Annotated in this window: 8 protein-coding genes; 1 reads left to right on the plus strand and 7 read right to left on the minus strand. The window is 70.5% G+C overall.

Annotated features, from left to right (window positions below; all coding sequences use genetic code 11):
- Positions 1–140: 140 nt before the first annotated feature.
- The 5 genes from HYQ63_RS37550 to HYQ63_RS37570 all read right to left on the minus strand — a co-directional run bounded on the left by HYQ63_RS37550 (position 141) and on the right by HYQ63_RS37570 (position 5,860).
- Entirely contained in the window at positions 141–1,115 is a 975-nt protein-coding gene (locus tag HYQ63_RS37550) for a cytochrome P450 (protein ID WP_257232397.1), read from the minus strand.
- Between the two features lie 87 nt (positions 1,116–1,202).
- Positions 1,203–1,748, minus strand: a complete 546-nt coding sequence (locus HYQ63_RS37555; protein ID WP_179938140.1) for a hypothetical protein — start codon at positions 1,746–1,748, stop codon at positions 1,203–1,205.
- Between the two features lie 239 nt (positions 1,749–1,987).
- Complete coding sequence (locus HYQ63_RS37560; RefSeq protein WP_179938141.1) at positions 1,988–4,033, minus strand: hypothetical protein; 2,046 nt, start codon at positions 4,031–4,033, stop codon at positions 1,988–1,990.
- A complete protein-coding gene (locus HYQ63_RS37565) occupies positions 4,030–5,112 on the minus strand; it encodes a hypothetical protein (RefSeq protein ID WP_179938142.1) in 1,083 nt (360 codons plus the stop codon). The genes HYQ63_RS37560 and HYQ63_RS37565 overlap by 4 nt, the downstream gene beginning before the upstream one ends.
- Positions 5,113–5,209: 97 nt before the next feature.
- Positions 5,210–5,860, minus strand: coding sequence for a Crp/Fnr family transcriptional regulator (locus HYQ63_RS37570; RefSeq protein WP_179938143.1), 651 nt, complete (start codon positions 5,858–5,860; stop codon positions 5,210–5,212).
- A gap of 932 nt (positions 5,861–6,792) precedes the next feature.
- Between HYQ63_RS37570 and HYQ63_RS37575 the strand changes: the two genes are divergently transcribed.
- On the plus strand, positions 6,793–8,742 hold the full coding sequence (locus HYQ63_RS37575; protein WP_257232702.1) for a BTAD domain-containing putative transcriptional regulator: 1,950 nt from the start codon (positions 6,793–6,795) through the stop codon (positions 8,740–8,742).
- Positions 8,743–8,793: 51 nt separating this feature from the next.
- Here HYQ63_RS37575 and HYQ63_RS37580 read toward each other — a convergent pair whose 3' ends face one another.
- Positions 8,794–9,750 (minus strand): ornithine carbamoyltransferase, encoded by a 957-nt coding sequence (locus HYQ63_RS37580; protein ID WP_179938145.1) that lies wholly within the window; start codon positions 9,748–9,750, stop codon positions 8,794–8,796.
- 40 nt (positions 9,751–9,790) lie between these two features.
- Positions 9,791–13,906: a non-ribosomal peptide synthetase gene (locus tag HYQ63_RS37585; RefSeq protein WP_179938146.1), complete on the minus strand. Its 4,116-nt coding sequence runs from the start codon at positions 13,904–13,906 to the stop codon at positions 9,791–9,793.
- Positions 13,907–13,913: the final 7 nt, after the last annotated feature.

The raw sequence follows: 13,913 nt of genomic DNA on the forward strand, positions 1-13,913 counted from the left end.
TCGCTCGCCACGTGTTCTCTCACCACGGCCACTTTTCCTCCCCCTGGATCCCCCTGGACCCTGCGTGATCCCGCTGATCGTGCTGGATCATCCACCATGCACGGGAGAACAGTCCAGCGGCGGTACGTGTTCCGTCGCCGCTACCACACCACGGGAACCCGCTCGAAGCCTCCCGTGAGCTGCCCCTCGCGCCGCACCAGCCCGGACGGCGGAACCGCCAGGTCGAGCCCGGGCAGCCGCTCCAGCAGGATGTCCAGGGCAACCTGGAGTTCGGTGCGGGCCAGTGCCTGGCCGACGCAGGAGTGCGCACCGGCGCCGAAGGAGATGTGCCGGTTGGGGGAGCGGCCCAGGTCCAGTTCGTCCGGGTCGCGGAACATGCGCTCGTCGCGGTTGGCGGCGTCGATGACCGAGAGCGTGGTGCTGCCCTTCGGGATCACCTCACCGCCCAGTTCGATGTCCTCCGTGAGGTAACGCGGCATGCCCGGCCCCCGGTTGACGTCGAAGCGCAGCAACTCCTCGACGGCGGTCCGCACCAGCGACCGGTCGTCCAGCAACCGCCGCCACCGGGACCGGTCGTCCAGCAGGACCGGTACGAGCTTCCCGATCGCGCTGGACGTCGTCTCGTGGCCGGAGACCATCAGCCCCCGCGCGATCTGCACCAGGACCGCCTCGGGCAGATGGCGGCCGGCGGCGTCGGTGATCCCGATGACCTGACTGATCAGGTCGTCACCCGGCGCACGCCGCTTCCGGGCCACGTGGTCGCCCAGATACGCCATCAGGTCCTCGCGCGCGGCGAGGATCTCCCGCTCGCCGTAACGATCCGGGCCGTACAGCGTGCCCGACCAGTACGCGAACCGGTCCCAGTCCCGCTCCGGTACGCCCAGCAGGACGCCGATGACCCGCACCGGCAGCGGATCCGCGAACCCCGCCATGAGGTCCGCGGGCCTCGGCCCGGCCTCCATCTCGTCCACCAGGGCATGCCCGATGGCCGCGATCCGCGGCCGCAGCGCGGCCGCCTGCTTGGCGGTGAGCACCCGGCCCAGCAACCGCCGCCACAGCTGATGCTGTTCGCCGGTGCCGCCCGGGTCCCGCGCGAAGCGCGGATCGGACAGCATCGCGTGCACATCCGCGTACCGCCTCCGCCACTTCTGCGTCCCCCACGGAAGCCCTCCTGAGCTGCACGACAGTCGGCGAACAGTTACTCACCCCTCGGAGAGCACGTCAACGCGGCTCCGCCGCGGAAGATCGGCCCGTTCCGAGGCCGCAGACGCGGGCGCGAGAAGATCCAGGACCGTCTCCAGAAGATCCATCGCGCGCGATCTCGTGCTCGGGTCGTGAAAGGCACCGAGCAGTTCCTCGACCCGGGCTCTCAGCAGGGCGTTCTCGTCGTGCCGGCCGAGGGCCGCATCGGCATGCAGCGCATCGGTCACGAGTTGGAAGGCACCGATGACCGACTCCGTTTTGGCCTTCGGGTCCCCGGCGGAGAACTGGAGGTCCGCGTACCTGTCGATCCACCACACCAGGCCGAGTCCGCCGTCGAGCAGGAGGTCGCGAAGCACTTCCAGGCGTGCGACGTGGGCTGCCCCCTCGACGCGGTGCCGTTCGGCGGCCTCGCTCCGGCGCCGGGCGGCCAGCAGCGTGTCCTCCCCGACGACCACCGTGCATCGGCCCGTCACGCGCAGCCTCTCATCGTCACGGACTTCCTCGCTGAGCACGCGGTTGACGGCAGTCTCCGCGGTTTCGGCCATGAGGACGGGGTATGTGCACAGGGCCTTTGTGGCGTGGTCCGTCAGCAGTGACCGCGCCACGGCGTCGCCGTGGAGGAGCGGAGCCTGTGGTGATGGCTCCGGTGCCCAGTCGTAGGCGAAACGCACGTCGAAATAGAGACCGTGGTCCGCGCTGGGCAGCTGGGCCGAGAAGGTCCTGCCGAAGGGCCGGGTCTCCTGCCCGGCGGAACCGGCGTCGCGTCGGCGGAAGAGACGCGGCCTCATGCGGTGCTGTGAGCGCTGGTCGCCGCCCGGGTCGCGGTCTCCCTGACCACCTCGAAGAGCCGCGTACGCAGCTGGGCGCGGAACGGCGCCGTGCCGGCGATGAGCCTGTCGAGTTCACCGCCCATCACGTCGGCCTGGGCCGAGAAGATGACGGCGACGACTTCTTCCACGGCGTCGCCGGGCAGCTCACCGGCTTCGGCCGCGTCGCACCACTGACCGAGCACGTCCGCCGCTCGCTCGCGTAGTTCAGGACACTGCCACGTGGCCCGCCAGCCTTCGCGGAGCAACGCGCGGACGGCCTCGCCGTGCTCCGCTTCCGCGGTGAGGAGGAGGGAGACCGGCGACGTGGAGGATTCGCTGTCGTCCAGGGCGAACACGTCGAGGAAGGCGGTGCGGCTGAACTCCCCCTTCTCCGAGGCGTTCTTCTCCGGCGTGGTCCAGTCGACGAGCGTCTTCAGCACCCGCGCCGCGAGATCGGTGTCGCCCAGCAGGGACCTCAGCGTGGTCAGCGCCACCGCGCGTACCTTCTCGTCCTCGGCTGTTCGCAGGATGTACTTCAGCCGGGTCAGGGCGACGCTGGTGTATTCACGGACCAGGCGCCGCCCGCACACCTGCGCGACGGCCAACTGGCGTTTGGGCGAGGTGATGCCCTGAGCCCATTGAGCGAGGACCTTGCGGACTTCCGGCCCCAGAACGGGGTTGACCGCGAGGTGGTCCAGCACGTCGACCGCGAGCTGCGTGTGGCGGACATTTCCATTGCGCAGCCAGTCCTGCGTCAGGCCGAGAACGACGTCGGCTCCTTCGGACTCGGCCAGCGTCGTCAGGACCCCGGCAAGCCTGGGGAGGCAGGTGTCGGCGATGCCCTGGGGCTGGCTGATCGCTGAGAGCCAGCGGGTGAGGACGGGCACGAGTTGCGGCCGCTCCCGCCAGACGTGTCCGAGCAGCGCCCGGTCTATGCCCGGGTGAGGCTTGGTGATGGAGACGGTGCCGTCCGGCGCGTAGTCGAGTTCGGCGTCGGCGCAGCGTTGGCTTCCGCCCGCGCCTCCCAGCGGGCCGCCCTGCCGCACCGGCCAGTGGATCTCCGGGTCCGCCAGGAGGGCATCAGCGGCGTCGAGGACGGTGCGGGCCCCGGCTCCGTCGAGGAAGGAGGCGGCGATCTGGAGGGCCCGTCGTTCCGGCGCCTCCTGTTCGGTGGAGCCGAACCAGTCGGTGAGCTTGTGCTTCCAGCCCTTGAAACCATCGAGCGCCTCCCTGTCCCGGGGGCCCTCCGCACGGAGGACGACGTGGGCCAGGCGTACGGCCTCGGCAGGCGGCTCGGCTCCGTGCAGCAGACCCGCGAACACACTGGACTCGTCCGTGAGCCATGAGGCGCGTCCGGCACGCTCGCGGTCGGCCTCGATCCGTCGGCGGGCGACCTCCAGGGCGGAGGGCCGGTCCATCTCCATGATCCTGACCGGTGAGGTCCGGCTGTTCATGGCGGTGCTGTTCCAGACGCGCGGGGTGGCGATGACGACCAGGAGGGTGTCGGTGCTGTGGGCCCGCATGGCGTATTCGGCGAGCCGGTCGTGGAACTCCTTGTCGAGCGGTTCCTTGACCCCGGCGAGGTTGAGCAGATATCCGGTGTGGGGCTCGCAGGGGATGCGATCGGCGTCGGGCTTCTCCCAGTCCGGGTACAACTCGAAGATTTCCCGGTCCTTGTCGACCAGAGCCGTATCGAGCAGGTCGAGTGCCGTAGTGCGGCGGCCCGAGGACTCCTTGCCCAGGAGCGCGATGACGCTGGAGTCGATCGGGTCGGCAACAGGGAACGGCTCCGGTACCGGCCCACCGAATCCCATGGGCGGCGAGACGAAGAGTGGCTCGCGGAGGATGAGACCACGGTCGACGGGGTGCGGACGCACCATGGCGAGGCCCGAAACGATGTTCTTGATGGTGACATTGCCGCGCGTCACCACCAGATCCCTTCCCGCGGACGAGCGGTCGACCGAGATCCCCTGGTATACCGCCTGTTCGAAGCCCTCGGGCCGATCGCTGTCGAGGCTCATCGCTGTCCTCCCTTGTAAACCTTGGTGTCGCGGCCGCCGAGGATGAAGTCCCCCTTGGCCCGCACGTCGCGGATGCTGATGCTGCTCCGGGCAGCGCTCTCCGTACGCGCGGAGTCCGCTGCCTCGGCGAGGGTGCGCACCTCGTCGGCCGCTTCGTCGGAGAGTGCCGCGACGCGTGCCAGCGTGGTGGTGGCGCGGTCGGTGAACATCGCCGCGAGGCTGTCGTGCTGTTCCCCCTCCACCGTGGAGAGAGACCGGTCGAAGCCGTCGAACAGATCCAGGACCGCGCGCCTCTCCTCGGGCGCGTGGCGGCCGAGGAGCGCAGCGCACCGGTTCCGTACGAAAGCCCAGGCGTCGGTGGCCATGGCGCCCACGACGGCGCTGCCGGCCAGTGCCGCGATCGCTTCGGGCGTGTTCATGCTGGGGTCCTCCCGCTTTGCGTCCGCCATGCCCGTCAGCGGGCGACCGTTCAGGGCGAGGCCGCGGATCTCGGCCTTGCTGTGTTCGGGGATCTGGATCCATCCGTATCCGGCGAACTCGTCGTGTTGCACGTGCACCTTGACGTAGTCGCCCGGGTCCAGCCCGTGGCTGTGATGCTGGACGACGTCCTGGTAGAGCCGGTCCGAGACGATGACGGCCAGGTTCGTGGTGCGGGTCCCCTTCAGCGCGGACTTCAGCGGCTCCGCGTTCAGGTAACGGGCGACGGCTATCGGTGCGGGACCGCTGTGTCCGAGCGCCGCGGTCCTTGCCACCCCGAGATCGACGGCCAGCCGAAGCCTCATCGGCTGCTTCCGTGGACGATGAGCGTTGCACTCCCCGAGGGCGACGGTGAGATTCCTGATGAACGCACCGAGCACGACCTGCTCCGGAGTGCCGGCGGGCAGCACGGCGAACTCCTGGTCCCCCTGCGGTTGCCGCTTCCACGACAACCTGTCCAGGCTGCTCAGGGCTGCCGCCCTGTCGAGCACCCCGACGAGTTCGGCCTGCGTCCGCTCCTGCTGCGGGATGTCCAGCCTGCTGTACCGCTCCACGTCTGCCGCCATGCAGAGATGGCGCGTGATGATGTCCTGTGATGCCATGCGACGCCTGTCTGGTGAAGTGACGGTTGTGGACCCGCTGCCGCGAGCCGGGCATCAACTGTGCAAGCAGACCGTGGAGAACATGGCGAAAGCCGTACTAATACGGTTTCTGTGGATGGCGGATCGGGGAGTCGGGCAGGCCCGCGATCCGACGAAGTCCCGGCAGGTCGAGTACCGTGATGCGGCGATAGCCGGTGGAGAGCAGCCCCTCTTGGCGCAGCTCTTTGAGCGCCTTGTGGGCCGTGACTTCCGAGGAGCCGGTCAGCGCGGCCAGTTCCGGCTGGCTCAGCGCGACACCGATGACGAGACTCCGGCGCACCTGGTGGCCGTGCGACAGCGCGAGTTCCGACAGCACCCGGGCAAGACGTGCCTTGACGGGGAGCCCGCCGTACTCCACCCGGCGGCGATTGGCCCAGCGCAGCTTCTCGACGACCATGCCGGAGAGCGTGATCGCGACGTCGGAATGGCGGTGGAGAAAGAGCCGCAGGTCTTCGTATTCCACGACACTGGCTGAAACCTCTCCACATGCGGTGACCGTCGCCGATCTCGGAGCATCATCGAGGGCGGCCATCTCGCCCACGATGTCGCCGCCGGCCCGGATCGCCAGAAGGGCTTCACGGCCGTTCTCCAGCTGAGCGGTGACCTTGGCGAACCCGGAGTGCAGCAGGACCACGTACTGGGAACGGTCGCCTTCCTGGATGAGGATCTCCTCCGGCGAGAAGCGGCGGCGGGTCCCGAGCTGGAGCATGTCGGCCCTGACGCGGCCCTGTAGCCTGCCCAGGAAGCTGCGCAGAGGCCAGCCGTCGGGTAGCGGAGGGCGAGAGCCGGCACGTTCAGGCCCGCAGGGAAGGTTCGGGGCAGCGCCCTCCAGTGTCAAGATCACTTCCTCCGGACCCACGACCACTCGACGAGGTTGGTTCAGACGTAGACGTTTGATGCGGTCTCAGGACATCACTGCCCGACTGGTACGAACAAGGGGCACTCACTCAGCAGTTGGCGCATTCGATTGCTGTGCCGTGCGCCCTTCGTGCGTCCCGGCACCGCATCCTCGAACCGGAAGCAAGGTGAGCCTAAGTTGGCGTGCCTGTAGTGCGGAGCTGACATAGTCGTCCCAGGTGGGCCAGGGGTTACGGAAACATCAACAAGTCTCTACACACACCGACTTGTTGTCGTATGTTGGGCGGATGAGTCCACGTGCCCCGGAGCCCCGACCTCCGTTCACATCAGTCGGCAAGACGGACAGAGTGCTGGCGATACTGATCATCATCGGTATCGCCTTCGGGGCGTTCTGGCTGGTCTCAAGCCTCGCCTCGTCCTACATAGGGTTCTTCACCTGATGCGTCGGCGCGGCCCGTGTGCACAGTGCTCCCGCCCATCGATCCTCCATCGACATTGGAAAAAACCTACACTGTAGGTTTGCTCTACAATCGTCTGTCTTACGGGTACGCTGATCGTCGTAGGTGCGAGGTCAACGTGTGTGTAACGTCCGAATCTCCCCGGATTCCTGCGTTACTCCGTTTAATCCAAAGGGGTTGGAAGACCTGGAAGTGTGAAGCGGAAAAGTCGCCATTGGCCCCGCTAATTCCCCCCACCTGCATCACTTCTCTGCACGAGGGATCCAGCAAGATGACAGTCATTGGACTCATCCTGTGAGGAGCAAGAGTTTTGCAGTTCAGCGTATTGGGTCCGCTCCAGGTTTGGGCTCTCGGGCAGCCTGTCGCCATAGGCGGCCCGAAGCAGCAGGTTTTGCTCGCGCTGCTGCTTGCCCGGGCCGGTGGTGTCGTGTCCGTTCCGCAGATCGTGGACACGCTCTGGCCCCGCAGGCCGCCGCAGACCGTGTCGGCGCAAATTCACAGCCGTATCTCCTCACTCAGACACATCCTCGGTGCGCAGACCATCGAGACCTTCCCCTCCGGCTATTCGCTGACGTCGTCCCCGGGTTCGATCGACGCCAAGGTCTTCGAGGAGGAAGTGGGCCGGGCCATCTCGTTACGGGCGGCCGGACGCCACGGCGAGGCAACGGCCGTACTGCGGACGGGACTTGGCAGATGGCGCGGCCAGTCGGCGTTCCAGCACCTGGAGGGCGAACCGTTCGACCGTGAGGCAAGCAGGCTCGAAGAGCTGAGAATCTTCGCTCTGGAGCAACGCATCGAGGGAGACCTGGAAACACGCGACGCCGCCGAGCTGGTGCCCGAGCTGGTCGATCTCGTCGCCGCGCACCCCACCCACGAGCGCCTGCACCACCATCTGATGCTCGCCCTCGACCGCAGTGGGCGGCGCAGCGACGCGTTGAACGTCTATCTCGGCCTCCAGCGGCGGCTGGCCGACGAGTTGGGCACCGACCCCGCCGCCGACATCCAGCACCTCTACCAGGAGCTGCTGTCCAAGGACCGGGTCGTGCCCGCACCGGCAGCCGATCCCCAGCCGGTGCGGCCACGGCCCCCGGCCACCCCGGCCCGCCCGGACCGCGGCGCGCCGGCAGGCGCCGTCGCCAACCAACTGCCGCCGGACATCTCCGACTTCATCGGACGCTGCCGGGAGCGGCGGCTCATCGTCGACGCGCTCACGTCCGGCGCCACCACACAGCCGGGCACCGCCGCGCGCGCCGTCATCATCAGCGGCATGACCGGGGTGGGCAAGAGTGCCCTCGCCGTCCACACCGCGCATCTGACGCGGGACAGCTTCCCCGACGGTCAGCTGTACATCGACGCGTCGGCCTTCCCCCGCAGCTGGGAGGGTCTCCGGGGCGTCCTGGGGCGGCTGCTGCACGGGTTGGGCGTACCGGCGGAGGAGCAGCCCGACTCCTGGCCCCTGCGCCAGGACATGTACCGCAGTCTCATCGCCTCGCGCAGCGTCATGGTGCTCATCGACAACGTCACCGAGGCGGACGACATGCGGGCCGTCATCCCCACGGGGGGCAGCTCCGCGGTGTGCATCACCACGCAGGTGTCCAGCCTCGCCGTCGACGGCGCCGTCCGGGTGCCGCTCGATGTGCTGGACGTGGACGAGTCCGGCGCGCTGCTGTCCTCCGGGCTCTCCCCGGAGCGACTGGAGGGCCAGGGACGATGGATCGAGGAGGTGCTGGCGGTGTGCGGAGGGCTGCCGGCCGCTCTCCGGGCCGTCGGCAACGTCCTTGCGGCCCGCCCTCACTGGTCCCTGAGGCGGTGTGCGTCCGCGCTGACCGGTGCCCAGGATCCGGCACGTGAGCTGAGCCTGCTGGGGCACAGCCTGGGCGAGGCCTTCGACGAGGCGTGCGTCCGGCTCCCCGAGGACAGCAGGAGCGCGCTGTCGGCCCTGGCCGCCGTCGACGCGGAGCGGCTGACGCCCACCACGGCCGGTGTGCTCATCGGCTGTCCCACGGCCACCGCGGCCGCCCTCCTCGACGAGCTGGCGGACCGCAACCTGCTGTGTCCCGTACGAGCGGGGGAGCCGCGGAAGTGGGTGTACGTCATGCACGCGCTACTGCGGACGCATCTCCAGGCCACGCTGCCCGACGCCCAGTACCTCACCGTCCTCGGCCGCGCGCTGCGGGAGGCGCCGCATCTCGTCCGGCGCAGGCCGACGCGGCCCGGTGAGGCGGCGGAAGCCGTGCTGGCGTTCGCCGGTGGTGGCCCGGCGGCCGCCGGATAGGGGCCGCCGGGGCCGGGTGCGGACCTCCGCACCCGGCCGTCCACCCGGCCCTCAGCGGCCGGTGGCGCCTTCGCCGAGCACCCGCAGAAGTGCCGCCGCCGCGGCGGACGTCTTGTGGTACGCCTGCCGGGGTACCAGCGACAAGGGCGCGTCCAGCACCTCGGACGTCGCCTCCTGGTCCCTGATCGCCGGGAGGTCGTGCAGGAACACCGCCTCCGTCTCACCGCTGAACCGCTCCATGGTGCTCCTGGTGACCCGGAACGGGGCGAAGCGGGACTGCCAGTCCGGGTCCTCGTGCGCCACGCCCATGGACTGCCACCTGGTGGTGTACAGGCCGTCGACGGGGTGCGGCGCGTCCGGCACCGAGTGGCGCTGGCTCACCACGTCCCGCCCGGCCGTGCCGTTCATCTCGGCCACCTCCTCGTCCGGGAAACCGGCCCCCTCGGGGCTGTACACGTCCAGCCGCATACCGGGGACCTTGCAGGCCAGCTGGGCCAGCGACCGCGCGGTGTTGTTGACCAGGCCGAGATAGGCGAGCCGTAGATTCTCCGCGCTGCCGAAGTGGTCCCGCAGCGCGCACAGGTCGGCGACCGCCTGCGTCGGATGCTCCTCGTAGGTCAGGGCGTTGACGGTGGCGGGCAGCGGCTCCGCGAGCTGCCGCAGCTCGTCCTGGGGGCCGTTGGTGCGGACCACCGCTGCGTCCACATAGTGCGCGAGGACCGCTCCGGTGTCCCCCCAGCTCTCTCCCGTCGACACCTGTAGCTCCGAGGAGCCCAGGTGCAGCGTGTGACAGCCCAGGGTGACCGCCGCGTTCCAGAACGACGACCTGGTACGGGTGGACGGCGCGGTGAACAGCAGGCCCACCCGGGCCCCCTGGAGCCGGTCCGCGAACTCCTTGGGGGAGTTGCCGAACCGGTACGCCGTCTCACCCACCTCCGCGACCTCGGCGGTGGTCAGATGCGAGAGGCTGAGGAAGGAAGTACGGCACGCTTCGCTGACGTCGAACACAGACTGCCTCCGGGAAGGTGGTGGGGGTACGGTCCTCGGCTCAGCGGCCGGGGGCGACCGCGTGGACGGTCTTCATCAGGTGTGCGGCGAGCTCGCCGACGATGGGCTTTCTGATCAGGGAGTAGTGCGTCGCCTGGATCTCGGTCTCCTGCGCGGGGCCCCGCGTCCAGTCGCCCCAGTCGGTCCTGGCCACCAGGCCGCGGCGGAGCGAGTCGGCGGCCCAGACCACGGACACCGGGGCGTCGATCACCTCCGGACTCCACCCCGTGAACAGCCAGTTGTGCAGGGAGGCCAGCACGGCACGGTCGGCGACGGCCTGGGGCTCCGCGGCCGGGCGGACCTGCCACAGGCGCTCGGCGGCCCGCAGGATGCGAGGGCCGAGGTCCGGCCCCGGCGGTTGACGGAACCGGGCACCCAGCCGCTCGGCCTGATCGGGTGTCAGCCCGCCGGACCCCGGGGGAGCGAGGGTGTTCAGCACGGTCAGCGGCCCCGCCGACCAGTCCGGCTCGGCCGGACGGGCGTACCGCACCGGCGAGCAGCCCGCGTCCCAGATCGAGAGGGAGTGGACCGCGGTGCCACGCCGTTCGAGGTGAGCGGCCACGCCGTGCGCGATCAGCCCGCCCAGCGACCAGCCCACCAGATGGCAGCCCCGGTCCCCGGCGACCCCGGCCACCGCGGTGGCATACGCCCGCATCATGGCCTCCGGGGACTCCCAGCCGGTGCGGGTGCGCGGGTCGGTGCGGCCGTCGAAGACGGCGTGGACGGCCTGCTGGTCCGGCAGGGCGTCCACCAGGTCCTGGTAGACGAGGGCGTCCCCGCCCAGCGGATGGAAGCAGACCACGGGGATGCCGTCCGAGGAGCCGCGCAGTTCCAGGAGGTGGCCACCGCTCTCCGCGGTGACCGGCTCGGCTGCCCGTCCTGCTTCCGGGGCGGTGCCCGGGGCGGCATCCAGGCTGCTCCGCAGATACTCCGCGCAGCGGCGCGGGGTGGCCCGCTCCAGCAGCGTGGCATGGGGGAGCGGGACGGAGAACTCATGGCGGACCCGCGCGATGAGCCGGGCGGCGAGGAGAGAGTGGCCGCCCAGCGAGAAGAAATGGGAGTCCGGACCCGCGGAGGGCACGCCCAGAACCTCCCGCCACAGCTCGACCAGCCGCCGCTCGATTCCGTCCCCGCCACCGTCCCCGCCACCGTCCCTGCCACCGTCACCGCCATCGGTTGCCGCCTGGGGCGGTGCGCCGTCCGTGACGTCCTCCGCGGGCGCCTGGGCACACAGCGCCCGCAGCGCCCTCCGGTCCACCTTGCCCGCGACCGTGGTGGGGAGCGCGTCCAGGCGGGTGATCCGCGCGGGCACCATGTACCCGGGCAGCTGGGCCGTGAGGTGCTGCCGCAGTTCGTCCTCGCCGACGGGCGAGCGCGGCGCCACCATGAAGGCGTGCAGCCGGGGCCCGCCCGGGTGGCCTTCGTCCACCACCGTCTCGGCGGCCTCCACGGCCGGGTGGGAGAGCAGGGTGGCGGTCACCTCGCGCAGCTCGACCCGGTTGCCGCGGATCTTGACCTGGTCGTCCAGTCTGCCCAGATGCTCGACCGCTCCGCCCTTCGCCAGCCGCACCCGGTCACCGGTGCGATAGACCCGCACGGGCCGGCCCTGCGGACCCCAGGGCAGCGTGGGGAAGCGTTCCGCCGTCAGCCCCGGCTGGTTCAGATAGCCGGGGCCCACGCCCTCGCCCGCGATATACAGCTCACCGGTGGCGCCGTGGGGCACCACCCGGCGCTTGTCGTCGGCGATGTACAGCGTGGCGCCGTGGACCTCCGTGCCGATCAGCGGCCGCTCCACCGTGGAGTCGACCTTCTGCACGGTGGAGTTGACCGTGCACTCCGTGGGCCCGTAGCAGTTGAACACCCGCAGACCGCTGCGGGCCAGCGGCCGCCACAGCGGAGCGGGCAGCGCCTCCCCGCCGGAGATCAGCCGCCGCAGCGGCAGGTCCCGGCGCTCCAGCAGCCCGGCCTCGACGAGCAGTTGCAGATGGGCGGGGCTCACGTCCAGCAGGGTGATGCCCGCCTCCGCCACGTAGGAGAGCAGGGCCTCCGGGTCCAGCCGTACCGGGCCGGGCACGATGGCCACGGTGGCGCCGTCCAGCATGGGCAGCAGCTGCTGCAACGACACGTCGAAGACGAGCGGGCCGTTGAGGGAGACGGTCTCCTGCCGCCAGTCCTTAACCTCGAAGCACTCCGCCAGCCCCGCCTTGACGTTCAGCATGTTCGCGTGGGTCGCCAGGGTGGCCTTCGGCCTGCCGGTGGTGCCCGAGGTGTAGATGGCGTACGCGATGTCGTCGTGCCGGGTGGTCCGTACGTCCGCGGTGTGGCGCGGGGCGGGCGGCAGGGCGCGGACGTCGATGAGCTGGGTGCCCGGGAGCGCGTACCCGGGCGGGCCGAGCACCCGGGTGAGCCCGGCGTCCTCCGCGATCCAGCGCTGCCGCTCCCGCGCCTCGCCCGGCTCGATGGGGACGTACGCGCACCGGGCCAGCCAGCAGCCCGCCAGGGCCGCGACCGCGTGCACGGAACGGTCGGCCACCACCCCCACGAAGGTGCCGGGACCGGCGCCGTCGTCGATCAGCGCCGCCGCCACGGCCTCCGCCCGGTCCACCAGCTCGCGGAAGGTGAACCGCTCGCCCGGTGTGCGCACGGCGGTGCGCTCCCCGTGCAGATCCGCCAGCGCCCGCACGATCCGGCTCGTGGGCTCCCGTACGGCGTTCCGCGGCGGGTAGGCCCGCGCCGTCAGCCGCCGCCGCCACTGCGGTGCGGACAGCAGCTTCAGGTCGTCCACCGGGGTGCCGGGCTCGCGTTCACCGTGCTGGAGCAGGGTGAACAGCGCCTCTGTGGCGCTTGCGACATACGTCTCGTCGAACAGGGACGCGTCGTACTCGGTCACCAGCCGCGGACCGCCCTCCCCGTACAGCAGGTTGAAGGTCAGATCGCAGCGGGCGCGCTTGGCCGCGTCGCCGTCGAAGCCGCTCGCGGTGACGGTGAGACCCGGCCACTCGCGCGGCCCGCCGGGCGGGGCGGCCTGCACCTCCACGGCGATCCGGTACAGCCCGCCGCGCTCCCCCGCGGGCCGCGCGGGCACCGCCTCGGCGATCTTGTCGAACGGCACATCGTCATGGGAGAGCGCGCCCATCACGGTTTCCTTGCCGCGGGCCAGGGCCTCGGCGAAGGACGGGTTGTCGTCGAGCGGCGTGTGCAGGGGAACGGTGTTGACGAAGAAGCCGAGGGTGGTGTCGAAGTCCGGCAGCTTGCGGCCCAGCGTGGTGCCCCCGAGCACCACGCCGGTGCTTCCCGAGAACCGCTGGGCGAGGATCTGCACCGCGGTCTGGAGGACCACGAAGGGCGTCACCTGGAAGGCCGTGCTCAGCCTGGCGAGAGCGGTCACGGTCTCCGGGGGCAGTGGTGTCTCGTGCACCGCGGCGGGGCCGGGGCCCCGCGCGCCCAGCGGGCTGGTCGCCAGGTAGTCCGCCGGGGGAAGCTCGGCGGGCAGCGCCGTCCGCCAGTACGCCAGATGCCGCTCGGCCGCGTCATCGGCGAGGATCGTCCGCTGCCGGCGTGCGAACTCCCGGAACGGGGTCGGTTCGGTGGCCGGTTGCCACGTCCCGCGGCCGGAGAAGGCGCGGTAGGCCTCGGCGAGTTCCTGCTCGAACACACCCAGGGACCAGGCGTCGACGCCGATGTGGTGGAAGGCGAGCGACAGCATGTGGTCGGTCGCGGACAGGCGCACCAGCCGGGCCCGGAACGGGGGTTCGCGCCGCAGGTCGAAGGGGCGCAGGGTGAAGGCACGCGCCTCGTCCATGGCCGCCGCGGCCATGTCCTTCTCCCCGTGGTCGTCTCCCTCACGAGGGAACGCCGCCGTGACACCGGTCAGGGCGGGCCTGTCGGGCAGCACCCGCTGGAGCACCTCGTCCGGGGTGTCCAGGAACACGGTGCGCAGGATCTCGTGCCGCCCCACCAGGGCGTTCACGGAGCGCACCAGCGCGTCGGCGTCGAGCCGCCCGCGCAGCCGCAGGCAGCGGGTCACGTTGTACGCGTTGGATTCCGGGTCCAGCTCCTGGGCGATCCACAGGCGGAGCTGGTTGGCCGCTATCGGTTCGGTGCCGGTGTCACTCATGGCGTGC

Source organism: Streptomyces sp. Rer75, from assembly GCF_013414305.1.
Classification (GTDB): domain Bacteria; phylum Actinomycetota; class Actinomycetes; order Streptomycetales; family Streptomycetaceae; genus Streptomyces; species Streptomyces himastatinicus.